Here is a 24,338-nt window from a genome sequence, read left to right on the forward strand (position 1 = left end):
CTGTCAGGACGAACCGCTGGGATCTCCGCGAGCTCGGCTCGGCCTACTGAATCGAGTCCGGCTGGGCTTCCGCATCGTGGGACGTGCTTCCCGGGGTAAAACCACTGGCGCCGACCGCCTATTCTGGGAAACGTGAACTGGACCGTCGACGTCCCCGTGGACGACCTGCCCGAACTGCCGCCGCTGCCGCCCGAGATGCGCGCCCGGCTCGACGACGCCCTGGCCCGTCCGGCCGCCCAACAGCCCAAGTGGCCGGACCAGGAGCAGGCGAACAACGTCCGGAAGGTGCTGGAGAGCGTTCCTCCGGTGACCGTCCCCTCCGAGGTCGACCAGCTGCGCCAGCACCTCGCAGCGGTCGCCAGGGGCGAAGCCTTCCTGCTCCAGGGCGGTGACTGCGCGGAGACGTTCGCGGACAACACCGAGCCGCACATCCGCGGCAACATCCGCACCCTGCTGCAGATGGCGGTGGTGCTGACCTACGGCGCGAGCATGCCGGTGGTCAAGCTCGGCCGCCTCGCCGGGCAGTACGCCAAGCCGCGCTCCAGCGACACCGACGCGCTGGGCCTGCCGTCCTACCGCGGCGACATGATCAACTCGCTGGTGGCCACCGAGGAGGCGCGCCGCCACGACCCGTCGCGGCTGATCCGCGCCTACGCCAACGCCAGCGCCGCGATGAACCTCTCCCGCGCCCTGACCAGCGCCGGGATGGCCGCGCTGACCAAGGTGCACGACTGGAACAAGGACTTCGTGCTCAACTCCCCGGCCGGGGAGCGCTACGAGTCGGTGGCCGCCGAGATCGACCGCGGCCTGCGCTTCATGGCGGCCTGCGGGGTCGACGACTCCAGCCTGCACTCGGTGCAGTTCTACGCCAGCCACGAGGCGCTGGTGATGGACTACGAGCGCGCCATGCTGCGCCTGGACACCACCGGCGAGAAGCCGCGGCTGTTCGACCTGTCCGGCCACTTCCTGTGGGTGGGGGAGCGGACCCGCCAGCTCGACGGCGCGCACGTCGCCTTCGCCGAGCTGATCTCCAACCCGATCGGCATCAAGATCGGCCCCGGCACCACGCCGGAGCAGGCCGTGGAGTACGTCGAGCGGCTGGACCCGAACAACGAGCCAGGCCGGCTCACCCTGATCAGCCGGATGGGCAACGGCAAGGTCCGCGACGTGCTGCCGGGGATCGTGGAGAAGGTCACCGCCTCCGGGCACCAGGTGATCTGGCAGTGCGACCCCATGCACGGCAACACCCACGAGGCCAGCACGGGCTACAAGACCCGCCACTTCGACCGGATCGTGGACGAGGTGCAGGGCTTCTTCGAGGTCCACCACCGCCTCGGCACCCACCCCGGCGGCATCCACATCGAGCTGACCGGTGAGGACGTCACCGAGTGCGTGGGCGGCGCGCAGGACATCTCCGACGCCGACCTGTCGGGCCGCTACGAGACGGCCTGCGACCCGCGCCTCAACACCCAGCAGTCCCTGGAGCTGGCGTTCCTGGTCGCGGAGATGCTCCGCGGCTGACCCCAGCTGACGAGGAGGCCCGGAACCCGCGCGGTTCCGGGCCTCCTTTCGTTGCCGTGAGCGTTTTGGGTCGTCATAGCGACCCAAAGTGCTCACGGGAGTTGGTCAGGCCTGCCGTTGGTGCACGGGGGTGCGGGAGAGGCGTCCGAACGCTTCGCTGAGGCCCAGCGGGTCGTAGTGCACCAGCGACCGGGCGCCGAGCACCGCCGCACCGATGCCCACGGCGACGAACGGCCAGTTGTACATCGCCTGCTCGCCGTCGGGGTAGTACGCCAGCACCAGCGCGATCGACGCCCCGACCACGTAGGACAGGGCGCGCGGGGTCCAGGCGAACGCCGCGCCCAGCGCGAGGCCCCAGGTCGTGTACCAGGGCAGCAGGACCGGCGACAGGAACGCGCCGAAGCACAGGACGATCGCCGCGCGGCGCACCGCTTCGGGCCCGCCGTCGCGCGCCTGCCACCAGTTCCAGGCGAGGATCGCGACCAGCAGCAGGGAACCGAGCGTGCGGGTGGCGCCCACGAACGGCCAGATGTTGGCCTCGCCGAACAGCGACACCAAGCTGTGCACCGCCTGGCCGACGGCCGTCGGCGCGGACAGGTAGTTGACGATCATGCCGGGCGCCGACAGCGCCCCCAGCCAGCCGAAACCGACCTTGGCCAGCAGCGTGCACCCGCCGAAGACCACCACGAAGATCCCGAGCGAGGGGGCCACCGCGCGCAGGAACCGCTGCCACCGCGGACCGGTCAGCCGGGACGCCCAGATCCACACCAGGAACGGCAGCGCCAGACCGGCGGTGGCCTTGATCGCCATCGCCGCCGAGGCCAGCGCCATCCCGCTGGCGTGGCGGCCTTCCAGCACCAGCAGCGTGCCGACCGACAGCAGGCCGATCATCAGCATGTCGTTGTGCGGGCCGCCGACCAGGTGCACCACCGTCATCGGGCTGGCCGCGACCAGCCACAGCGCCACCGGCAGCCGGCCGCCGAGGTGGCGCACCAGTCCGGGCAGCGCGCAGATCAGCATCACCAGGCCGCCCAGCAGCACCAGCCGCATCACCACGACGCTGATGATGATGTCGTGCCCGGCCAGCAGGATCACGCCCTTGGCCACGCCCATGAACAGCGGCCCGTACGGCGCCGGCGTGGTCTGCCAGGTCGGGTGCACGTTCTCCGGGATCGGGCCGGTGAGCGCGGCCGGACCGACGCCGTAGGGGTCGAGCCCGTTCAGCGCCAGCAAGCCCTGGCCGAGGTAGCTGTAGACGTCGCGGGTGAACAGCGGCGGGGCGATGAGCATCGGCACCAGCCAGGCGACCGTCGCCCACAGCACGCCGCGGGAGGTCACCAGGTGGGCCAGCACGCCGCGGCCGAGCCGCACCCACGCCCACACCAGCAGGGCGAACCCGATGTAGACGACGGTGACGGCGACGTCGTGACCGTGCCCGTAGCGCAGCACCGACATCGGACCGGTGCCCAGGACCGGATCGTGCACGAGCGTTCCGGCGGCGCCGAAGGAACCGATCAGCAGCAGCACGGAACCGATCGCGCCCAGCGCGATGGTGCGCAAGGGCAGCGGACGGCTCTCGTGCCGTTCGCCAGCGGCCTGGTCGGCTGTCGTGTTGTTGGCCTGCTCGGGCCAGTCGGGTGCCGACTCGGTGGAAACAGTCGGGGGCATCGTGCTCCCAATATTTCCACAACCGACCTCCGGCTCGGCTGTGACCAGGCGAGATCGCCCGAGTCGCCGCCGATCAGGTGAAGCCCGGGAAGCGGGTAGCCGCAGGTAGATCCCACATCGGGAAAACGTTACGCAACCCGATGGAGATCAGGATCACATCACAGCGCGGTGACGTGGATCTCGCTTCCCGGCTCGACCTTGCTGCCCGGCAGCGGGTACTGGCCGAAGATGACCATGTTCTCCCGGTGGAAGATGGCGTTGACGTTGAGCCTCAACCCCAGCGCCGCGACCTGCTGCTGCGCTTCTTCCACGCTGACCCCGTTGAGGCTGGGCACGGTCACCGCGTTCGACAGCTTCACCCCGATGCGGGGCTTGCCGACCAGCTTGACCTCGGTGCCGATCTCCGGATCGGTGCCGATGACGTGGTCGGCGGCCACGTCCGAGTTGAACTCGCGGCCCAGCTCGTAGGGCTCGAAACCGGCGTTGGCCAGCGTGGCGAAGGCGTCGTCGCGGCTCATCCCGCGCACGTCGGGCACCGGCACCGGCGGCGGACCCTTGCTGACGATCAGCGACACCTCGCCGCTGATGTTCAGCGGGGTGCCCGGCGCCGGGTCGACGCTGATGACCCGGCCTTCCGGCACGCTGGTGTGGAACTGGTCGGCCGACTCGTCGTGCTTGGGCTGCAGCTTCGCGTTGCGGATGATGCTCTCGGCCTCGGCCAGCGGGGTGCCCTCGGCGATCTCCGGCACCTTCGGCTTGCCCAGAGACACCACGAGGTCGACGGTGCTGCCGCTGCGCACCTGCGAACCCTCGCGCGGGTTCGAGCTGATCACGACGCCTTCCGGCACGTTGTTGTCGTTCTCGCGGGTCACGTTGCCCGTCAGCTCGAGGTCCGAGAGGGCCTTCTGCGCGGCCGCCTCCTGCTGGCCGACGAGCTTGGGCACGTCGACGTAGCTGCCCAGGCCGAGCCAGAACGCCGCACCGCCCACGAGAGCGGCGAGCACCAGGACGATCGCGGTCCAGATCGCGACGGTCCGCCGCCCGTTCCTGCGCTCGCGCACCGGTCCCGCCGGAACCGGCGCCATCTCCTGGGTGAAGTCGTCGTCGGTGGTCGGGCGCAGCATCGCCCTGGTCGGATTCGGCTGCTGCGGCGGCGGTGCGGCCTGGACGGCCGGGATCTGCGCGGTCGGCGGATCGGCCGCGACGGCGGGCATCAGGGTGGTGTGCTCGGCCGACTCGGGGACCGGCACCGGGACCAGCGAGATGCCGAGCTCGCGGCGCGCCTGCTGCAGTTCGGCGAGGAACGCCTCGGCGCTCTGCGGGCGCTGTGCCGGATCGCGGCGGGTGGCGCGAACCACCAGGTCGTTGATGGCCGGCGGGAGGTCGGGGACCTGCTCGGCCGGTGGCGGGACGTCGTCGTTGACGTGCCGGTAGGCCACCGACAGCGCGGTGTCGCCGACGTAGGGCGGCCGGCCGGTGAGCATCTCGTAGAGCACGATCCCGGCCGCGTAGACGTCGGTGCGCGCGTCGGCGGCGCCGGTGGTGACCTGCTCGGGGGAGAGGTAGGCGACGGTGCCCAGGATGACGCTGCCGCTGGTCGTCCCGGCCTCGGCGGCCGCGCGGACCAGCCCGAAGTCGGCGACCTTGACCGAGCCGTCGGTGCTGATCAGCACGTTCTCCGGCTTGACGTCGCGGTGCACCATCTCGGCCTGGTGCGCGGCCTGCAGGGCGGAGAGCACGGGCTCGATCACGCTCAGAGCCGTCGCCAGCGGCAGCGGCCCGCGCTCGTCCATGATCAGGTCGCGCAGCGTGCAGCCCTCGACCAGCTGCATCACCAGGAACACGTGCTCTTCGCCGGTGCCGTGGTCCACGCCCTGGTCGTAGACGGCCACGATGTCGGGGTGGTGCAGCTTGGCCGCTGCCCGGGCCTCGCGTTCGAAGCGCTCCACGAACGACCGGTCGCCGGAGTACTGCGCGTCCATGACCTTGATCGCGACCGGCCGGTCCAGCCGGGTGTCCAGGCCCCGGTAGACGGTGGACATGCCACCGCGGGCGATCAGCGCGTCGACCCGGTACCGGCGTTCGAGCATGGCTCCGACGAGGCTCGCGCCGCGTTCTCGCCGTGTCTCTGAAGTCATTTTCCGCCAACCGCCGGGTAACCGTTCCTCCCCGATTGTGGCAGGTGCGGACGACACGCCGGGGCCAGGCCGTGGGATGGGTCATGATCTTGGTCGGATGTCGCGGTGGGTGGATCTCCTGGCCGGTGGCGCTCGGCGTCGGACCCCTCGATGTGGCAAGGTATGCAGCGTGAGTGCGATCCCCGCTGCCCCGGATGTGCTCGCTCCCGATGTGGAGGTCGTTCCGCTGGAGGCCGTCGCTGAACGGCTCGGGCGGTCCGTGACCCGGGTGCACCAATTGATTCGTGATGGACATCTACTGGCTCTGCGCCGCGACGCCGTGCTCGGCGTTCCCGACGTGTTCCTCGCCGGCAACGAGATCGTGAAGGGCCTGCCCGGCACGATCACCCTGCTGCGGGACTCCGGCTACCACGAGGACGAGATCCTCCGCTGGTTGTTCACGCCGGACGACTCGCTGCCGGGAACCCCGATCGACGCGCTCCGCGGCGACCGGGGCCGAGAGGTGAAGCGCCGGGCTCAGGCCATGGGCTTCTGATCTGTTCGTGAGCGGCGACGGTGGTTTGAGCGACCATCGCCGCTCACGACCCGACGATCCTCTGCGCTGCGAGCTTCCCGGAGATCAGGACCGGTGGCACGCCGACTCCCGGCGTCGTCCCGGAGCCCGCCAGCACCGCGTTGCCCAGACCGAGGACCAGGTTCCGCGGCCGGAACGGGCCGGTCTGCGGGAACGTGTGCGCGGCCGAGAACGGCGTCCCGGCGGCATGCCCCTGAGCTGCCCAGTCCGCGGGCGTGACCAGCTCCTGCACCTCGATCGAGGAGCCGAAGTCGGTGAAGCCGCGCCGCTCCAGGGTGCGCAGCAGCTCGTCGCGGTATGCGGGGCCGATGCGGTCCCAGTCGAACTCACCGGTCGCCAGGTTCGGGCACGGCGCGAGCACGTAGTGCAGCTCGCGGCCTTCCGGCGCCAGCGTCGGATCGGTCGTGGTCGGCCGCGTGACCAGCAGCGATGGGTCGCTCATCAGTGCGCCGTCGCGGATGATCTCGGTGAACGTCCGGTTCCAGGCATCGCCGAAGGAGATCGTGTGGTGCGCGTCGGACCAGCTGCGCGTGGTTCCCGCGTGCAGCACCACGGCCGACGGTGACCAGCGCAGACGCCGCCGCGGCCGCTGCCCGAGCAGCCGGTGCACCACCGGCAGGTCCGGGGTCAGCACGAACGCGTCGGCCTCGATGCGTTCACCGGCGGCAGTGCGCGCGGCGACGAGCCGGTCGCCCCGCCGCTCCAGGTCGGTGACCTCGGTGTCGTACCGGAACACGACGCCCGCGTCCGCAGCTGCGTCGGCGAGGGCCTGGGGCACCGCGTGCATCCCGCCGCGCGGGAACCACACGCCGTTGATGGTGTCCATGTAGGAGATGACCGCGTACAGCGCGAGGGCGCGGCGCGGATCCAGGCCGGCGTAGAGCGCCTGGAACGAGAACACCCGGCGCAGCCGTTCGTCGTGCAGGAAGCGGCCGATCGCCGGGCCCAGGCGGCCGAAGCCGCCCAGCGCGGTCAACCGGGCTAGCTCCGGCGAAACCAGGTCCAGCGGGGAGTCGAAGTTCGCGTCGATGAACCGGTGCATCTCCGCCCGGTACACCTCGGTCAGCCACTGCCGCAGCCGCCGGTAGCCGGCCGCCTCGGCCGGTCCGGCGAAGCGGCGCACCTCCTGCTCCATGGCACCGGCGTCGGTGTGCACGTCCAGCGTCGAGCCGTCGGCGAAGCGCGCTTGGTACGCCGGGTGCAGCGGGATCAGGTCGAGGCGCTCGGCCAGCGAGTCGCCGACCGCGTGCAGCGCTTCGTCGACCAGCTCCGGCATGGTCAGCACGGTCGGGCCGGTGTCGATGCGGTAGCCGTCCAGCCGGTGCAGCCCGGCGCGGCCGCCCGGCAGCGGCGCGCGCTCCACCACCGTGACCTGCCGACCGGCCCCGACCAGGTGCAGCGCGCTGGCGAGCCCGGCAAGGCCGGCGCCGAGGACCAGCACGTGGTCGCTGCGGCCGGTGGTGGTGCGCATCAGCGGGTGCGGTCGGTGACGGCGACGGCCAGCTCGGCGAGCCGCGACGCGGCGGGTTCGGCCAGGTTCGCGCCGTGCAGCGCGAGCAGCGCCGATCCGGTCAGGTCGGTGATCCGCTTCTCCACCGCGGCCACCGCGCCGAGGCGGGTGAGCACCTGCCGCGCCTGCTCGACGCGTTGCTCGTCCAGCTCGGGGTCGCCGAGGACGCCGTGCAGCAGGTCCAGCGCTTCCTGGTCGTTCTGCTCGCGGGCGGTGGCTGTCGCTTCGGCGATCAGCACGGTCCGCTTGCCCTCGCGCAGGTCGTCACCGGCGGGCTTGCCGGTCACCCCGGGGTCGCCGAAGACGCCGAGCAGGTCGTCGCGCAGCTGGAAGGCGACGCCGATGTCGGAGCCGAACCGGTGCAGCGCCTCCAGCGCTTCGGGGCTCGCTCCGGCGATCTCGGCACCGAGCTCCAGCGGGCGCTGCACCGTGTAGGACGCGGCCTTGAGCTGGCAGATGCGCAGCGCGGCTTGCGGGGTCTCGTCGCCCCGGACCTGGCCGAGCACGTCCAGGTACTGCCCGGCGAGGACCTCGGTGCGCATCGCGCGCCACGGCCGCAGCGCCCGGCTCAGCGCCTCCGGCGGGATGCCCGCGCCGTGCAGCATGTCGTCGGCCCAGGCCAGCGCCAAGTCGCCGAGGAGTACGGCGCTGGCCATGCCGAACTGCTCGGCGTCGCCGGTGAAGCCGGACTCCTGGTGGACCTGCTCGAACTTGCGGTGCACGGTCGGATTGCCGCGCCGCGTATCGGACTCGTCGATGAGGTCGTCGTGTACCAGTGCGCACGCCTGGATCAGCTCCAGGGCGCTGGCGGCGCGCAGCATCGCCACCGCGGCCGGGCCCTCGGCGCTGCCGCCGGCCGCGCGCCAGCCCCACCAGGCGAAGGTGGGGCGGATCCGCTTGCCGCCGTTGAGCACGAAACCGGACAGCTCGGCCACCGCAGCCCCGAAGGCCGGGTCGAGGTCGAGGGCCTCGGACCGGCGGGCCTGCAGGAATTCGGTCAGCTTCTGCTGGACCTGATCGGGAAGGCTCGACTCCACGACGGTGTCCTTGCTGGTTGCTTCTGCGGTAACCGAATGTGATGGGGTCACAGCCCCATCCTCCGCGATGCCCTTCGCGTTCGGCTGCCCGGGCTACCGGTTAGCTCCCAGTCGTTGGGAAGACTTCGGAGCGTAGTTGATTTGTCCCTATGCTGAGCGGCATGGCAGTGGTGGTGGATCGGTTGCGCACCGAGCGGACGACCTTCTCGGTGGAGTTCTTCCCACCGCGCAACGACGACGAAGAACGCGTTCTCTGGCGGGCGGTGCGCGAGCTGGAACCGCTGGATCCGGCGTTCGTCTCGGTGACCTACGGCGCGGGCGGCTCCAGCCGGGACCGCACGATCCGCACCACCGGGCGCATCGCCCAGGAGACCACCCTGACCCCGATGGCGCACCTGACCGCCGTCGACCACTCGGTGGCCGAGCTGCGCAACGTCATCGGCTGGTACGCCGCGTCCGGCGTGCGCAACGTGCTGGCGGTCCGCGGCGACCCGCCGGGCGACCCGAACGGCGAGTGGGTCCGCCACCCGGAAGGGCTGGAGCACGCCGACGAGCTGGTGCGGCTGATCCGCGAGCTCGGCGACTTCTGCGTCGGGGTCGCGGCGTTCCCGCACGGGCACCCGCGCTCGGCCGATCTCGACGTCGACGCCGACCACCTGGTCCGCAAGGTCCGCGCGGGTGCGGGTTTCGCCGTCGCCCAGCTGTTCCTGGAACCGGAGTACTTCCTGCGGCTGCGCGATCGGATGGCCGCGCGCGGCTGCGACGTGCCGCTGCTGCCCGGCGTCATGCCGATCACGACGCCGCGGGTGCTGTCGAAGTTCGGCGAACTGGCCGGCGTCCCGGTGCCCGGCGCGATCGAGGACCGGCTGCTCCCGCTGGTCGACGACCCGGCCGGATTCCGCCAAGCGGGGGTGGACGTGGTGACCGAGCTCTGCGCCCGCCTGATCGACGAAGGCGTCCCGGCGCTGCACTTCTACACCCTCAACCGCTCCAAAGCGACGCGCCAGGTCGTGGCCAACCTCGGCCTCTGACCGGTCAGCTCCGCGGGTAGCTGGGTTCGTCGGCGGCCTGCTCGGCGCGGTTGCGGAGGTGGTTCCGCAGGGCGAGGACCGCGACCAGCGCGGCGGCGACGAAGGTGAGGACCACGACCAGCACGGCCCAGCCGACCCAGTCCGCGCCCGCGGAGTTCGAGAACTGGTAGATCGCCGACATCTCGGTGACCGCGCCCGGCTGCAGCGTCCAGCTGACGGTGCCCGCCGACTCCTGGCCGTTGGTGTTGGTGATCTCGCCCGGCGCGCTGAGCTTCAGGTCCACCGCGGAATCGGTGTCGGCCAGCGGGGTCAGGTCCACCGAGCCGTCGAAGATCACCAGCGAGCCGGACCGGGACAGCTTCAGCTGGTACCGGGAGTCGGACTGGCTCAGCCCGGCGGCCAGCTCCTGGACCTCCTGGAAGGTCAAGTCGTGGAAGGACAACCGGGACCCGACCCGGCCCTCGCCGCGGTACGGCGCGATCTCGACCCGGTCGGCCAGCGAATCCGGCGGGTGCAGCTGGAACGGCACCTGGCCGTCGGGGGTTTCGGTGGCCACCAGCACTTCGCCGGACACCAGGTCGTCACCGGAGACGTTCATCGAGGCGTTGACGCGCAGGCACCCGCCGAGCAGCGTGCCGAGCACGGTGATCAGCACCAGCAGCGATGCCGCGCGGCGGCGCGGTCCCTTGGCCTCCACCTGCGCGATCTTCGCATCCAGCAGCCGATTTCGCCGAGCGCGATACCCCTTCGTCGTAGTGCGGGTGCGGGTCGGGGACCCGCGATAGCGTGGCCGCCATGGGAGTTGACCACAACGGCGTGCACGAGATCAGCGATCGGTTCGTCGACGAGCTGGCCGCGCTCGACCCGATCGCCGCGACGTACCTGGGTGTGCCAGGTGGGGAAGAAGAGCTGACCGACTACTCGCCGGACGGGCACCAGGCCCGCGCCGAGCTGTCCCGCCGCAGCCTGGCGGCGGTGGAAGCCGCTGAGCCGCGCGACGATTCGGAGCGCATCGCCCAGGCGGTGTTCTCCGAACGGGTGGGGCTGGACCTGGAACTGCACGAGATCGGCGCGGACATGTCCGCGCTGAACGTGATCGCCTCTCCGGCGCAGGAACTGCGGCAGGTCTTCGACCTGATGCCGACCGACACCCCGGACCACTGGCGGACCATCGCCCGCCGCCTGTCGAAGATGCCCGAGGCGCTGCTGGGCCTGCGCGTCGGCCTGCTGACGGCGGCCGCGGACGGGAACGTGTCGGCGGCGCGCCAGGTCCGCAAGGTCGCCGAGCAGTGCGACACCTGGTCCGGCCGCAGCGGGCAGCCGTCGTTCTTCGCGGCGATGGTGGAGCGCGCCGACGGCGTGGACGAGTCGCTGCGCCGCGACCTGGACACAGCGGCGGAGTCGGCGGCCGAGGCCTACGCCGGGCTCGCGGACTTCCTGCGCGGCGAGCTGCTGCCGAAGGCGCCGGAGAAGGACGCCGTCGGCGAGGAGCGGTACCGGCTGTGGTCGCGGTACTTCACCGGCGCCCGGCTCGACCTGCGCGAGGCCTACGAGTGGGGCTGGGCGGAGTTCGCCGGCATCGAGGCGGAGATGAAGCAGATCGCGGACCGGATCAAGCCGGGCGCGACGCTGGCCGAGGCCGCCGCGGCGCTCGACGCCGACCCGCGCTACCAGGTCCGCGGCCAGCGGGCCTTCGAGGAGTGGATGCAGCGGCTGTCCGACCAGGCGCTGCAGGACCTGCGCGGCACGCACTTCGACATCCCGGACCCGCTGATGGAGCTGGAGTGCCGGATCGCCCCGCCGGGCGGCGGCGTCGGCGCCTACTACACCGGGCCGACCGAGGACTTCTCCCGTCCGGGCCGGATGTGGTGGTCGGTGCCCGCTGACAAGGAGGACTTCCCGACCTGGCGCGAAGTGTCCACCGTGTACCACGAGGGCGTGCCGGGACACCACCTGCAGGTGGCGACCGCGGTGCACGAAGCGCAGCGGCTGAACAAGTTCCAGCGGTTGGCCTGCTTCGTCTCCGGCCACGGCGAGGGCTGGGCGCTCTACGCCGAGCGCCTGATGCGCGAGCTGGGCTACCTCGAGGACGACGGCGACCTGCTGGGCATGCTCAACGACCAGCTGTTCCGCGCGGCGCGCGTGGTGGTCGACATCGGCATGCACCTGGAGCTGGAGATCCCGGCGGGCACCGGCTTCCACGAGGGCGAGCGCTGGACCCCGGAGCTGGGTCTGGAGTTCATGCTCGACCGGACGATCACCGACCCGCAGCACGTCCGCGACGAGATCGACCGCTACCTGGGCTGGCCCGGCCAGGCGCCGTCCTACAAGCTCGGCGAACGCCTCTGGCGCGCGGCCCGCGAGGACGCGAAGCAGCGCCACGGCGCGAACTTCGACGTGAAGCAGTTCCACACCACGGCCCTGCGCATGGGCGGCATGGGCCTGGACACCCTCCGAGAGCAGCTCGCCCAGCTCTGACCCGGGAGCGGTGCGGGACGCCGTGGTTCGGCGTCCCGCACCGATCACCAGGACGGGTGCTGCTCGGTGAGCTGGGCGCGGGCGGCTGCCTGGCGCGCGGTGTCCTCGGCTGCGCGCTCGGCCGCTCGCTCGGCCTCGGTGACGTCCGGGGTTTCGCCGTCGAGGACGTCGCCGATGATGCTGGCCTGCGCGGCCATCGCCGATGCGAACGGGTGGTACGGCGCCGCCACCGGGCTCAGGTGCTGGCCGTTGATCCAGGCCGCGCCCCCGGTGGCGCAGGCGTCGTGCCCCAGCGACGGGCCGTAGGTGTCGACGAACGTGGCGCCGGTGCGCTGTGCCGCGCCGGCGATCGCGGCGTTGAGCTCCTGCTCGATCTCGTCGGCGTAGCGGTAGTCGCCGTCGGCCAACGGGATGACGTCCGGGCAGTAGCCGGTCGGCGGCACGATGCGCGGGTAGCCGATGACCAGGATCCGAGCCTGCGGCGACCGCTCCTGCACGCCCCGCACGACCTCCGCCACGCGGTGCCCGGTGAGTTCGATGCGGCGCTTCAGGTCGTCCCCGCCGTCGGTGGCGAAGTGCTCGCGGCACGGCGATCCGACCGGGTCGGTGGCGCGCAGGCCGGAGCAGATGGCGATGGTGTCGCCGAAGACGCTGAAGTCGTTGCCGCCGATGCCCAGCGTGACCAGGTCCGTTTCCGCGGTGAGCGCGTCGAACTGGGGTCCGGAGTACCAGTCCTGCGCGGTGGTCATGTCCGTGGTGTCCGCGCCGCCGCAGCTGACGTCGGTGAACTTCGCGGGCTCGAGGTCGCGCGCCAGCAGCGACGGGTAGTTGTTCGTGGACCTCCCGCACAGCAGCGGGTCCAGGCGCATCCACGGGATCAGCGGTCCGGAGGTGAACGAGTCGCCGAGGGCGACGTAGTGCTGGTACCCGGGTTCGCCGGCCGCCGCCGGGGCGGTGGCGAGGGAGACCCCGGCCAACACCGACAACGCGATCCCGCTTGCTCTGCGGAGCAGTCCTACCCGGCCCATCGGCACCTCCACCTGTCATCAGCCGTCGATGACGCAGTGAAGACGATCACGTGCCGAATGGGCAAGGATTTTCGTGAAAGTTATTCGGATTTTGCCCCGGACGTCCGAGTGGAACGCAGGACGTCAGCGGGGCTCGAGAGGGAGGGGGCGGCCGAGCACCGCGAAGGGGCGCGGGTCGCCGGTGAACCGGTAGTTGCGCAGGACGTCGGTGAAGCCGACCCGGCGGTACAGCTTCCAGGCCCGCGTCGGGCCTTCCGGCGTGGACAGCAGGACCTTGCTGCCTGGTGCGCCGGTGAGCAGGCGGCGCAGGATGCTCTCGCCGAGCCCGCCGCCCTGGGCTGCCGGGTGTACGTGCAGTTCGGTCAGCTCGAAGTAGTCGTCCATCCAGTCGCCGATCGCGACCTCGCTGGTCATCAGGCCGCGGCGGACCTGCTCGTGCCACCACTGGCCGGGCGCGCCGAGGTAGCCGTACCCGATGCCGATGAGCTCGTCCTGCTCGCTGAACGCGCCGATGCAGCGCCAGCCCGCGCGCAGCATGTGCGCCGACCACATCGGGGCGCGTTGCTGGGCGGTGCTGGGCGGGTAGCCCATCGCGGTCACGTAGACCTGCAGGGCCTCGGGCAGTCGGGCCCGGAGCTGGTCGGTGGTCAGCTCGGCGATCCGGTCACAGCGGGGCGATGGTGCGGCGGTCACGGCCGAACAGTAGCCGGTTCGAGACGCGAGGTCCTGCCTGGCGTGCCCTCCGGGTGTCGGTGCGGTCACCCGGTGTTCGATTCGTCCCTCCGGGTGATCATCTTCGCTGGTCATGACTCGAACAGGTGAGCTACGGCGCAGTGCTTGAGTCGATCGGCCGAGCGCGCTAATCTGAAGATGTTCGAACGGAAGTTCGATGAACGTCAGTTCGAACACCGGGTCCGGTGGTGGAGTGGGGGAAGCACTCCTCCACCGGGCCCACCGCCTCGAAGACCAGCTGCTCGGGGACGTGTCGTCGCTGGGCAGCGCGGTCGCCGGGTGGTGTGGACGGCTTCGTCGTGCAGAGGAGAGCGCCGATGTCTTTTCCCGCCGATCTCTCGATTCCCGCTCCGCGGAGCTCCGTGGAGAACCAGGGCCCGACCCCCGAGGCGGAAACGCCGGCGGGTTCGCTGTCGTTGCTGCTCAACGCCCGGACCTGCCTGCACGAAGCGGAGCAGGCGGAACACCCGGGCGAGCGGTACGTGTCCGCCCACGTGGCGGCGCTGCGCGCGGCCACGGCAGTGGTGGTGGCCCGTTCCCGGCAGCGCGAGCAGGGGCGTCCGGCCAGCGTGTGGACGCTCTTAATCGAGGCCGCCCCGGAACTGCGGGAGTGGGCGGCCTACTTCGCGGCACGATCGGACCGGCGCGCGGCCGCCGAGGCCGGCGTGCCGACGATCACCTGGCTCGACGCCGACGGTCTTCTGGCGCGCAGCCGGGAATTCCTGGACATCGTTGGGCGCAGCTTGTTGGGGGTGGCGCGGTGAACGGCACTGAGGTGGGACTGGACTACGGGCGGATGCTGGACCTGCTCGGCATCGAGGCGCAGCTGCTGACTGCGGCGACGCACGACGCGCACCCGGACGCTCCGGTGTGGAGCGCGTCCGGGCGGACGTTGGGGCAGACCGTGCGGCACGTGGGCGACCTGTGCGAGGACGTGTTGTGCTGGCTGGGGTCCGCCGAGATGGAGCGCGAGTGGGCGCTGCCGGAGCAGCCCGAACTCCGCGAGGTGACGAACCGGTTCGCGGTCCGGTTGGCCGGACTGCTGGCGGAGTTCGGGGCGCGACCACCGCACGACCCGTGCCCGACCTGGTGGCCGGAGCAGCACGAGGTGCGGTTCTGGCTGCGCCGGATGCTGCACGCCACCACGGTGCACCGGGTGGACGTGCAGACGGCGGCGGGCGTGGAGCGGACCGCGATCGAGCCCGACGTCGCGACCGACGGCATCGACGAAGTGCTGCGGGTGTGGTTCGACTACCGGCTGCGCGCACTGGGCATCACCGCGAGCCACCCCTGTTCGGTGGGGGTGTACGTGGACGGCCGCAACTGGCTGGTCACCGCGGATCAGCACGGGACCGCGGTGGTCAGTTCGGACGACGTGGCGACCACGACGCCGGATGCGGTGGTGGGCGGTGACGCGGCAGCGGTCTACCTGTGGATGTGGGGGCGACTGCCGAACCGGGCGGTGGAGACCAGCGGGGATCCGAACGCGGTGGCTCAGCTGTGGGGGTTGTTGCAACTCGCCACTCGCTGACGGCGGCGGGGAAATTCGGTTGCGGCACAAGCGCAATCGGTGCAGCGTGGTCGGGTGCTGATCCGACGCGAGACCCCCGCCGATGCCGCTGCGATCCACCAGGTGCACGCGGCTGCCTTCGCCGATGCCGACCGGCCGGACGCGGTTCCGGCGGAAGCCGGGCTCGTCGACGCGCTGCGCGCGGACGACTCCTGGCTGCCGGAGCTGTCGATGGTCGCCGAGCAGGACGGGAAGGTGGTCGGGCACGTCGTGTGCACCCGTGGCCACGTCGGCGACGTTCCGGCGTTGGCACTGGGGCCGATCGGTGTGCTGCCGGATCTCCAGCGCAGCGGCGTCGGTGCGGCGTTGATGCACGCGGTGCTCGGTGCGGCTGATGCGCTCGGCGAGCCGGTCGTGGTGCTGCTCGGGCACCTGGACTACTACCCGAAGTTCGGGTTCGAGCCGGCGCAGGAGCACGGGATCACGCCGCAGGTTCCGGACTGGGCCTCGCACTTCCAGGTCCGAACCCTGGCGTCCTACGACCCCGCGATCCGCGGCGAATTCGCCTACCCGAAGCCGTTCATGGAGCTGTAGCGGGCTCAACAGTCACGGTTGGTCCCAGAAGGAGAGGAGAGCTGCGAACAACAAGACGAAGATGAAGACTGTCGCGTAGGCGACGAGGATTCCGAGCAGCGCGGAGGTCAGCAGCAGACCGGAGAAGCGCCAGCCTCCCCGCCAGCCGTGCCGTCGCAGCTTGCGGTACATGTTCAGCCCGCCCGCCGGCAGTGCAATGGCGAGCAGCGTGATCAAGAACGCGTCCACGTCCGGATTGTCGATCATCGAAGCCCAATTTCCCCTCGGAATGGGAAAGCTGGGCTTTCAGGCGATGACGAACAGGGTCGCGAGCACCATGATCATGAGCGTGTACGCCGCGATGTAGGCGAGGGCGCCGACCAGCAGGGCACCGGCGACGAGACCGGAGAACTGCCAGCCGTCCTGCCAGCCGTGCCGCCGCACGAGCCGATGCAGGGTGAACCCACCCGCCGCGAACGAGATGGCCAACAGCACGACCTGGTACAGATCCACAACTTGACTATCGATCAACGCCTCGCGATCGATACTGAGTTCTGAGGTTCTGGTGGTCTTCTTGCGTGGCGAACACCGGACGTCAGGCGCGCAGGCGCAAGCCCTTCGGGGTGGCGCGGAATCCTGCTTCGGTCAGCACCGCCGCGAGCCGTGATCCCCACGCGCCTTCGCCGTCGGCGCGCTGCACAGAGAGCTGTTCCAGCCAACCGTCGCGGACGACGCGCGCGAGCCCTGCCGCAGCTGCTCGAAGCGCTGACTCGTCCTCAGTGAACGACAGCAGCGACTTCCCGCCGCGCTCGACGTAGAACACCGCCTCGCCGGACACGAGAACCACCAGCGCGCCCGCCTTGCGCCCAGGTCGATGCCGGGTTTCGCCCATCGCAGCAGGCCATTCCAACGCCCCGCCGTACGGCTGGGCCGGATCAGCCGCGGCCAGCACCACGGCCTCGCCGTCGCTCTCGTCCCGGGACAGCGCGCGCAGGCGGTCGATCGCACCGGGCACCGCGAACTGCGCCGCCCCGAGTCCTTCGATGACGTACCCGCGACGGCAACGCCCGGATTCCTCCATCGCCCGGAGCACCTTGTACACGGCGGAAAACCCGCCGGTGACGCGCTCGATGTCCAGCGCTCCGCGAGTGAGCACCCCGTGCCGCTCCAGGAACGCCTCAGCGCGGGCGTGCGCGCGACGCGTCGGTTCGCTCGACGGCTGCGGCGCCAGCGACCAACGTCCGGAAACCGTCGGCGGACCGCTCCGGCTCGGCATCGACGGACGCCCCGCGCGCAGTCGCGCATAACGGCCCCGTGGCGCACTGCGTCGAGGCTTGTGCGCAGCGCCGCGCCCGGAGACCAAGGACCGCAACGGGGCGAGCGTGTCGTTGGTGATCGAGCCGGACCAGACCAGATCCCACAACGCCGAGGTGACTTCGTCATCCGCGGGTGCGTTCTCCTCCTGCTCCAGCAGCAGCGCCCCCGCGCGGTCGGCCAGCTGCCGGAAGAACAACGCCCCACCGTCCAATGCGGACACCACAGCTCGGTGCAGCGGCGAGTTGGCGCCGGGCTCCTCCGGCAGATCCGGCAGCAGCAGATCGGCGACGTCGGTGGGCGCCAACGCGATCCAGCCGTCACCGCCGGCCAACGCGCCGGATCCCACCCAGGTGACCTCCCCGGTCGCGGTCAGCTCGTCGAGCAGCGCGGGGGAGTAGCCGGGCAACCGCGCGGGCAGGATCAGCGACTCCAGGCCGCTGGCCGGAACCGGCACCCCGGCCAGCTGCTCGACGACGGAGTACACGTCGTCGACGGTCGGCGCCGTGCGCAGCCGCGCGCCGATGCCGTGCCAAGCAGGCAGGAATCGGCCCAGAGCGGTGGGTTCGACCGGTTCGACCTCCGCGCGCAACCGGGCCAGCGAAGCCCTCCGCAGCCGCCGCAGCACCTCGGCGTCGCAGTACTCCAACGCCCGGCCGCCCCCGGCCTCCAGCGGCCGCAGCTCGCCGCGGACCAGCCGACCGGAACCGGCCATCCGGTCCAGCACGCCGTGCACCACCGCGACTCCCAGCCCGAAGCGCTGCGCCGCGGTATCGGCGGTGAACGGCCCGCGGCAGCGCGCGTAGCGGATCAGCAGATCGCCCAGCGGATCGGCGACCGGTTCGGTGAACGCTTCGGGCACCCCGACCGGCAGCGCGACACCGAGCGCGTCGCGGACCTTGCCGGCGTCCTCGATGGCGATCCAGCGCTCCTGCCCGGCGATGCGCACCTGCAGCACGCGCCGCTGTTCCAGGAGATCGGCCAGCCATTCGGCGCGCACACCTCGCGCTTCGGCCTCCGATGTGGACAGATCACCGAGGAACCGCAGCAGATCCACTGCGGACTCCGCGTCGCGGGCGTGCCGGTCCGGGGCGAGCCGTTGCAGCTGCTGCTCGATCTCCTCCAAGGCCTCGGGATCGAGCAGCTCCCGCAGCGCTTCCGACCCGAGCAGCTCGGCCAGCAGCGTCGAATCCAGGCTCAACGCGGCCGATCGCCGTTCGGCCAGCGGCGCGTCGGTCTCGTACAGGAACATGCCGATGTAGCCGAACAGCAGGCTGCGCGCGAACGGCGACGGCGTCGGGGTCTCGACCTCGACCACCCGCACCTTCCGGGCGGCCACCTGCGACATCAGCTCGGTCAACCCGGGAAGGTCGTAGACGTCCTGCAGGCATTCCCGCATCGCCTCCAGCACGATGGGGAACTGCTCGTACTGCGCCGCGACGGCCAGCAGCTGAGCCGCCCGCTGCCGCTGCTGCCACAGCGGCGTGCGGCGACGCGGATCGCGGCGGGGAAGCAGCAGCGCCCGCGCGGCGCATTCCCGGAACCGCGCGGCGAACAGCGCCGAGCCGCCGACCTCGTCGGTCACCACCTGCTGGACTTCCTCCGGCGGCAGCAGCACGTCCTCGGCGGTCGGCAGCACCTCCGCGCCGGAATCGTCCAGCGCATCGGCCAACCGCAGCACGATCCCGTCGTCGGAGGACGCGACCTGCGGTTCGATGCCGCGCCGCTCCCGGATCCGCGCCCCGATCGCCAGCGCCCACGGGCCGTTGACCTTCGCCCCGAACGGCGAGTGCACCACCAGCCGCCAGTCGCCGAGCTCGTCGCGGAACCGCTCCACCACGATCGTGCGGTCGTCGGGCACGTGCCGGGTGGCCCGCCGCTGCTCGTCCAAATAGGACATCAGGTTGTCCTGGGCCCACTCGTCGAGCCCGGCGGAAGCGATCCGCTCCCGCGCGGATCCGGTGTCCGCGCTGGCCAGCTCCCGGACGAACGCGCCGAGCGCGCGTCCCAGCTCGAGCGGGCGCCCCGGGGAATCGCCCTTCCAGAACGGCATCCTGGCCGGCTGGCCCGGTGCCGGGGTCACCACGACCCGGTCGTGGGTGATGTCCTCCACCCGCCAGGCCGAGGTGCCCAGCAGGAACGTGTCGCCCACCCGCGACTCGTAGACCATCTCCTCGTCGAGCTCGCCGACGCGCACCCCGCCCTTGCCCGCGGCGTCGTCGCCCGGCGTGGTCACCGCGAACAGGCCGCGGTCGGGGATCGTGCCGCCGGAGGTGACCGCCAGCCGCTGCGCACCCGGCCGCGCGCGCAGCTCGTCGTTGACCCGGTCCCAGACGATCCGCGCCCGCAGCTCGCCGAACTCCTCGCTCGGGTAGCGGCCCGCCAGCATGTCCAGCACCGCGTTCAGCGCCGAGTCGGGCAACCCGGCGAACGGCGCGGCGCGGCGCACCACGGAAGCCAGTTGCGGCACCGGCCAGGCGTCCATCGCGACCATCGACACCACGTGCTGCGCCAGCACGTCCAGCGGATTGCGCGGGAAGGCGATCGATTCGATCAGCCCGTCGGCCATCCGCTCCGACACGACGGCGCAGCCGACGAGATCACCCCGGAACTTCGGGAACACCACGCCGCGCGACACCGCGCCGACCTGGTGCCCACCGCGCCCGATGCGCTGCAGCCCGGAAGCCACGCTCGGCGGCGTCTCCACCTGGACCACCAGGTCCACCGCGCCCATGTCGATGCCCAGCTCCAGCGACGAGGTGGCCACCACGCAGGCCAGCTGCCCGGACTTGAGCTCCTCCTCGACCACGGCGCGCTGTTCCTTCGACATCGAGCCGTGGTGCGCCTTGGCGATGACGGGCAGCGCCCCGGTGCTCACCCCGGAACCGCCCACCGCTTCGGCCGGGAACCGCGCCATCGGCGCCGGGTTCTCCTCGGCGAGCTCGTTGAGCCCGGCGGTCAGCCGCTCGGCCAGCCGCCGGGAGTTGGCGAACACGATGGTCGAGCGGTGCTGCCGGATCAGCGCCAGGATCCGGTCCTGCACCGAAGGCCAGATCGAGGGGTGCTGGTCGTCGGTCTCGCCGGTGGACGCGCCCAGCTCGGCCATGTCCGGCACCGGCACCACGACCCGGACCTCGACCTCCTTCGGGTGCGCGGGCTGGATGGTGCGCACCGGCCGGCCACCGGCCAGGAAGGTGCGCACTTCCTCGACCGGCCGGACCGTCGCGGACAACCCGATGCGCTGCGCGGGCTGCGGCAGGAGTTCGTCCAGCCGCTCCAGGGACAGCGCCAGGTGCGCCCCGCGCTTGGTGCCCGCCACCGCGTGCACCTCGTCGACGATCACCGTCTCCACCCCGCGCAGCGACTCCCGCGCCGCCGAGGTCAGCAGCAGGAACAGCGATTCCGGAGTGGTCACCAGCACGTCCGGCGGCCTGCGGGTGAACGATCTGCGCTGGTCAGCGGGGGTGTCGCCGGTGCGGATGCCGACCGCGATGTCCGGTGGCGCGCTGCCTCGCCGCTGCGCGGCCTGCCGGATCCCGGCCAGCGGCGCGCGCAAGTTGCGCTCCACGTCGACGGCCAGCGCCTTCAGCGGCGAGACGTAGAGCACCCGGCAGCGGTGCTTGGCGTCGGCGGGCGCACCTTCGACGGCCAGCTTGTCCAGGGCGGACAGGAACGCCGCGAGCGTCTTGCCGGAACCGGTCGGCGCGACGACCAGCGCGTGCTCGCCCTCGGCGATGGCCTCCCACGCCCCGCGCTGCGCTTCGGTGGGCGCGGCGAAGGCACCGCGGAACCAGTCGCGGGTCGCGGCGGAGAAGGAGTCCAGCACATCGCGCACCCCTCCATGCTGGACCAGCGGTCCGACATCGCGCCGCCGAGGCCGCGCGGAGCCGAGATCAGCACCGTCCAAAGTGGCTGCCGGACGGCGGATCTCGGCCCGATGGCCGGGATCCGTGCTTCCGCCCGGCCCTCACATGGCAGCATTCCGGTGGCAAGGTCCTTTTTCTGGGAGGGGGACGGGTGCGCGTCCTGTCAGTGGATCTCGGTACCTCGAACACCGTCGCGGTGCTCTCGGCGCACGGTCGGCCACCGCGCGTGATCGAGGTGGACGGATCGGCGACGATGCCCTCGGCGGTGTTCGCCACCGAGGACGGCGGGCTCATCGTCGGCCGGGACGCCGAACGCCGGGCCCGGCTGGACCCGTCCCGGTTCGAGCCGAACCCGAAGCGCCGCGTCGACGAGAGCACCCTCCTGCTCGGCGACAACGTCATCACGGTCACCGACGCGCTCGCCGCCGTCCTGCACCGGGTCGCCGAGGAGACCACCCGCCAGCTCGGCGGCGTCCAGCCCGACGAGGTCCGCCTCACCCACCCCGCGCAGTGGGGCACCGTCCGGCGCAACGTGCTGCTCTCGGCCGCGCGGCTGGCCGGGTTCAGCTGCAACCTCGTCCTGGTGCCCGAACCCGTCGCGGCCGCCGCGCACTTCGCCTCGTTCCCGGACCGCGCGCTCGGCAACGGCCAGGTGCTGGCCGTCTACGACCTCGGTGCGGGCACCTTCGACTGCGCGATCGTGGGCGTCGGCCAGGCCGGGTTCGTGGTGCTGGCCGAGGACGGCCTGGGTGACCTCGGCGGTCTGGACGTCGACCAGGCGCTGCTGGAGCACGTCGGACGGCAGGTCTCCAACAAGGACCCGCAGCGCTGGCAGCACCTGCTGCGGCCGGACACCACCGCCGACCGACGCGCCCAGCGCGCGCTGCACGAGGACGTCCGCGCGGCGAAGGAGACGCTGTCCCGGCACCCGCAGACCGAGGTGCCGATGCCCGAGCCCTTCGACGACGTGCTGGTCACCCGCGCGGAGCTGGAAGGCCTGGTGCGCCCCACCATGCTGCGCAGCGTCGAGCTGCTGGCCTCGGTGCTGCGCTCCAACGGGATGGCGCCCGAGCAGCTCGCCGGGATCTACCTGGTCGGCGGCTCCAGCCGGTTGCCGCTGGTCGCGAGCCTGATCGGGGAGCAGCTGCGGGTCGTGCCGACCACGCTCGACCAGCCGGAGACCGCGGTCGCGCTCGGCGCCCACCACGTGGCCCGCGACGGCGCGGCGATGTGGACCAACGACATCCGGCCGACCCCGGTCGCGCCGACCCCCGCGCAGCCGGCGCCCGTCGCGCAGCCCGGCTACCGCGAGCCCGACACGGTGCGCACCCACCCGGTCGTCCTGCCGCAGCAGGCCCCGCAGCCGGCCGCTCCCGGTTCGAAGCGCAACCTCCTGATCGGGCTGGGCGCCTTCACCGCCGTCGCGGTGATCGTCGCCGTGGTGGCGGTCGTGCTGCGCCTCAGCGGGAACTCGCCCGCGCCCAGCGCCTCGGAGTGCTTCCAGCCCGGTGCGAAGGACGACAAGGGCTTCACCTCGTGCCTTCGGAACCTCGCGGGCAGCGTCCCGGAGAAGGCCAACTGCGCGCCCGGCTGGCAGCGGGTCATGCCGGGACTGCGGGAGCTCAGCGGCACCGTGGTGTCCTGCTCGATCGGAAACCCCAACGAGGGCACCCAGATCGTCTACACCCAGCTGGATTCGCAGGAAGCGGCGGCGGCGCGGGCCGATCTGCTGCTGTCGTTCAACGGGGTGCACAGCAACCGGGTCGAGGCGGACTGGACCGGCAACGGGCTGTCCGGCAGCTACCGCGCGGTCACCGGCGTCGAGTTCGGCACCCTGGTGTTCACCGTCGACGACCGGCCGCTGGTCGGCATGGTGCTCAAGCCCAACCCCGACCGGAAGCTGACTCCCGACGACCTGGCCGACGAGTTCGAGAAGACCGTCCAGCCGGGCCTGGCCTGACGGCTCAGCGGCGGTTGCGGTTCTCCCACAGGAACCGCACCGCGACCACGATCGCGGCCAGCAGGCCGAGGGCGATCACGATCCTGCCGAGCGGGGAGGACAGGCCGGTCAGATCGGCCTGCATCAGGAACAGCACACCACCAGCGTACTGGCGGCGCGTAGTCTGATGGGCGATGCGCCACACAGCTTTCCGCCAACGCATGGCCGATGAGTTCGGTCGGGTCCGCGCCGAGATGCTGGCCCAGGACCACGTCTTCTCGTCGCTCGACGGGCGCACCGTCGACCAGGCCCTCGAAGCCGGCATGTCGACGAAAGAGGTCTGGCAGGCGATCTGCGAAGCCTTCGAAGTACCCCCGGAACGCCGCTGACCCCAGCCGCGATCAACCGCAGTTTCAATTGAAACTGCGGTCCTCCGGGCGTGTCGGGACCCGACATGCCGACGGGTGTGGACAGGTCGTCCTGGCTGTGGAGAACTTCCGCAATTTCAATGGAAATCAGACGTCTGATTTCCATTGAAATTGCGTCCTCCCGGTTTGGGCCGGCGGGTCAGGACTCCGGTTCCCGGCCGGGTTTCTTGGTCTGCTCCGGGGTTTCGAAGTCGGCCCAGAGGTTCTGGGCGCTGAGCTGCTGCTCGGGCGTGCGTCCGGCGTTCGCGTAGTGCTGGTAGGCGCGGCGGCGCTCCTCCTGCATGTGCCGCCAGGCCTCGGCGCGCACCCGGCGCGCCTGCTCCGGGGTGGGGTGGCCTTCGGCCACCGCGATCTCGTCCCTGGCCAGCGGGGTGAGCTCGGCGATGCGCTGCTCGTCGGCCAGCCGCTGCTCGGGGACCTCCTCGGCGGGTGGTTCGTGGTGCCGGTAGCGGACGAACGGGTTGTCCTGCGGCAGTCCGCCGCTGAGCCGGCCGTAGAACCCGAAGAACATCAGGACCATGCCGGCGATCAGGCTGAACACCACGTTCTGCAGCTTGAACGCGAACAGGTTCCAGGGCGTGTCGAGCAGCCCGAGGTTGATCAGCCCGGACAGGAAGAACAGCACGCCGATCACGGCGGTGGTGGTGGAGGCGACGGGTCCGCCCCAGGCAGCGGCGCAGACCAGGACCGCGCCGACCACGATCGAGACCACTGCGAGCAGGCCGTTGCTGGAGAGCCCGAGGACGTCGATGCCGTGGGTGGTGAACAGCGGCACCCGGTTGGCCACGCCCAGCACGCCGAAGGCCAGCAGGCAGGCGCCGAAGATGGCCGCCGCCATCCGGTAGAACCGGCTGAGCGGGTGGTCCGGCGGAAGGTATCGGTCCATGCGCATGGTCGGCACCTCCTCCTCGGGGCGCGACGGGGCGCGCCAAGTGGTCTTCCGAGTGTCCACCCGGACCGAGGTGATCGCACTGTCACACGAACAGGTGAT

21 protein-coding genes are annotated in these 24,338 nt (G+C 71.4%); 9 read left to right on the forward strand and 12 right to left on the reverse strand.

What is annotated here, in order from left to right:
• The first annotated feature begins 132 nt into the window (after positions 1 to 132).
• The gene (locus tag OU415_RS31080) at positions 133 to 1,521 is read left to right on the forward strand and encodes a class II 3-deoxy-7-phosphoheptulonate synthase (RefSeq protein WP_270953016.1); all 1,389 of its coding nucleotides are present in this window, start codon (positions 133 to 135) and stop codon (positions 1,519 to 1,521) included.
• 105 nt (positions 1,522 to 1,626) lie between these two features.
• On the opposite strand, the gene mptB is transcribed toward OU415_RS31080, so the two are convergent.
• Complete coding sequence (gene mptB, locus OU415_RS31085; RefSeq protein ID WP_270953017.1) at positions 1,627 to 3,189, reverse strand: polyprenol phosphomannose-dependent alpha 1,6 mannosyltransferase MptB; 1,563 nt, start codon at positions 3,187 to 3,189, stop codon at positions 1,627 to 1,629.
• 158 nt (positions 3,190 to 3,347) lie between these two features.
• Positions 3,348 to 5,327 (reverse strand): Stk1 family PASTA domain-containing Ser/Thr kinase, encoded by a 1,980-nt coding sequence (gene pknB, locus OU415_RS31090; RefSeq protein ID WP_270953018.1) that lies wholly within the window; start codon positions 5,325 to 5,327, stop codon positions 3,348 to 3,350.
• 169 nt (positions 5,328 to 5,496) lie between these two features.
• On the opposite strand from pknB, the gene OU415_RS31095 reads away from it, so the two are divergent.
• Positions 5,497 to 5,862 carry an Rv2175c family DNA-binding protein gene (locus OU415_RS31095; protein WP_270953019.1) on the forward strand — a complete coding sequence of 122 codons (366 nt, stop codon included), beginning with the start codon at positions 5,497 to 5,499 and terminating at the stop codon, positions 5,860 to 5,862.
• Between the two features lie 43 nt (positions 5,863 to 5,905).
• Here OU415_RS31095 and crtI read toward each other — a convergent pair whose 3' ends face one another.
• Positions 5,906 to 7,372: a phytoene desaturase family protein gene (gene crtI / locus OU415_RS31100; RefSeq protein ID WP_270953021.1), complete on the reverse strand. Its 1,467-nt coding sequence runs from the start codon at positions 7,370 to 7,372 to the stop codon at positions 5,906 to 5,908.
• Positions 7,372 to 8,448, reverse strand: a complete 1,077-nt coding sequence (locus tag OU415_RS31105; protein WP_270953023.1) for a polyprenyl synthetase family protein — start codon at positions 8,446 to 8,448, stop codon at positions 7,372 to 7,374. Before OU415_RS31105 ends, crtI begins: the two co-directional genes overlap by 1 nt.
• Before the next feature lie 161 nt (positions 8,449 to 8,609).
• On the opposite strand from OU415_RS31105, the gene OU415_RS31110 reads away from it, so the two are divergent.
• On the forward strand, positions 8,610 to 9,479 hold the full coding sequence (locus OU415_RS31110; protein ID WP_270953024.1) for a methylenetetrahydrofolate reductase: 870 nt from the start codon (positions 8,610 to 8,612) through the stop codon (positions 9,477 to 9,479).
• Between the two features lie 4 nt (positions 9,480 to 9,483).
• Here the strand turns inward: OU415_RS31110 and OU415_RS31115 are convergent, their stop codons facing one another.
• The gene (locus tag OU415_RS31115) at positions 9,484 to 10,176 is read right to left on the reverse strand and encodes a DUF3153 domain-containing protein (RefSeq protein ID WP_270953025.1); all 693 of its coding nucleotides are present in this window, start codon (positions 10,174 to 10,176) and stop codon (positions 9,484 to 9,486) included.
• 98 nt (positions 10,177 to 10,274) lie between these two features.
• Here OU415_RS31115 and OU415_RS31120 point away from each other — a divergent pair, with 98 nt between their 5' ends.
• Complete coding sequence (locus OU415_RS31120; RefSeq protein ID WP_270953027.1) at positions 10,275 to 11,957, forward strand: DUF885 domain-containing protein; 1,683 nt, start codon at positions 10,275 to 10,277, stop codon at positions 11,955 to 11,957.
• 44 nt (positions 11,958 to 12,001) lie between these two features.
• Here OU415_RS31120 and OU415_RS31125 read toward each other — a convergent pair whose 3' ends face one another.
• Positions 12,002 to 12,985 carry an SGNH/GDSL hydrolase family protein gene (locus OU415_RS31125; protein WP_270953029.1) on the reverse strand — a complete coding sequence of 328 codons (984 nt, stop codon included), beginning with the start codon at positions 12,983 to 12,985 and terminating at the stop codon, positions 12,002 to 12,004.
• Positions 12,986 to 13,108: 123 nt separating this feature from the next.
• Positions 13,109 to 13,678, reverse strand: coding sequence for a GNAT family N-acetyltransferase (locus OU415_RS31130; RefSeq protein WP_270953030.1), 570 nt, complete (start codon positions 13,676 to 13,678; stop codon positions 13,109 to 13,111).
• Between the two features lie 356 nt (positions 13,679 to 14,034).
• On the opposite strand from OU415_RS31130, the gene OU415_RS31135 reads away from it, so the two are divergent.
• Genes OU415_RS31135 through OU415_RS31145 form a run of 3 tightly spaced genes read left to right on the forward strand, consistent with a single transcriptional unit; the run spans position 14,035 to position 15,821 of the window.
• On the forward strand, positions 14,035 to 14,481 hold the full coding sequence (locus OU415_RS31135; protein WP_270953031.1) for an SAV_6107 family HEPN domain-containing protein: 447 nt from the start codon (positions 14,035 to 14,037) through the stop codon (positions 14,479 to 14,481).
• Positions 14,478 to 15,248, forward strand: coding sequence for a maleylpyruvate isomerase N-terminal domain-containing protein (locus OU415_RS31140; RefSeq protein ID WP_270953033.1), 771 nt, complete (start codon positions 14,478 to 14,480; stop codon positions 15,246 to 15,248). The genes OU415_RS31135 and OU415_RS31140 overlap by 4 nt, the downstream gene beginning before the upstream one ends.
• A gap of 54 nt (positions 15,249 to 15,302) precedes the next feature.
• Entirely contained in the window at positions 15,303 to 15,821 is a 519-nt protein-coding gene (locus OU415_RS31145) for a GNAT family N-acetyltransferase (protein WP_270953034.1), read from the forward strand.
• A gap of 12 nt (positions 15,822 to 15,833) precedes the next feature.
• On the opposite strand, the gene OU415_RS31150 is transcribed toward OU415_RS31145, so the two are convergent.
• From OU415_RS31150 to OU415_RS31160, 3 genes are all read right to left on the reverse strand, one after another.
• Positions 15,834 to 16,067 (reverse strand): hypothetical protein, encoded by a 234-nt coding sequence (locus tag OU415_RS31150; RefSeq protein ID WP_270953035.1) that lies wholly within the window; start codon positions 16,065 to 16,067, stop codon positions 15,834 to 15,836.
• Between the two features lie 39 nt (positions 16,068 to 16,106).
• Positions 16,107 to 16,313, reverse strand: a complete 207-nt coding sequence (locus tag OU415_RS31155) for a hypothetical protein (RefSeq protein WP_270953036.1) — start codon at positions 16,311 to 16,313, stop codon at positions 16,107 to 16,109.
• 82 nt (positions 16,314 to 16,395) lie between these two features.
• Positions 16,396 to 20,949, reverse strand: a complete 4,554-nt coding sequence (locus OU415_RS31160) for an ATP-dependent helicase (protein ID WP_270953037.1) — start codon at positions 20,947 to 20,949, stop codon at positions 16,396 to 16,398.
• A gap of 182 nt (positions 20,950 to 21,131) precedes the next feature.
• Between OU415_RS31160 and OU415_RS31165 the strand changes: the two genes are divergently transcribed.
• Positions 21,132 to 22,940, forward strand: a complete 1,809-nt coding sequence (locus tag OU415_RS31165; RefSeq protein ID WP_270953038.1) for an Hsp70 family protein — start codon at positions 21,132 to 21,134, stop codon at positions 22,938 to 22,940.
• Between the two features lie 4 nt (positions 22,941 to 22,944).
• Here the strand turns inward: OU415_RS31165 and OU415_RS31170 are convergent, their stop codons facing one another.
• A complete protein-coding gene (locus OU415_RS31170) occupies positions 22,945 to 23,076 on the reverse strand; it encodes a hypothetical protein (protein ID WP_270953039.1) in 132 nt (43 codons plus the stop codon).
• A 37-nt stretch (positions 23,077 to 23,113) separates the two neighbouring features.
• On the opposite strand from OU415_RS31170, the gene OU415_RS31175 reads away from it, so the two are divergent.
• Positions 23,114 to 23,308: a DUF3046 domain-containing protein gene (locus OU415_RS31175; protein ID WP_270953040.1), complete on the forward strand. Its 195-nt coding sequence runs from the start codon at positions 23,114 to 23,116 to the stop codon at positions 23,306 to 23,308.
• Between the two features lie 178 nt (positions 23,309 to 23,486).
• On the opposite strand, the gene OU415_RS31180 is transcribed toward OU415_RS31175, so the two are convergent.
• On the reverse strand, positions 23,487 to 24,239 hold the full coding sequence (locus OU415_RS31180; protein WP_270953041.1) for a DUF4383 domain-containing protein: 753 nt from the start codon (positions 24,237 to 24,239) through the stop codon (positions 23,487 to 23,489).
• Positions 24,240 to 24,338 lie beyond the last annotated feature (99 nt).

This window comes from Saccharopolyspora oryzae (assembly GCF_027853915.1).
GTDB classification, from domain to species: Bacteria; Actinomycetota; Actinomycetes; order Mycobacteriales; family Pseudonocardiaceae; genus Saccharopolyspora; species Saccharopolyspora oryzae.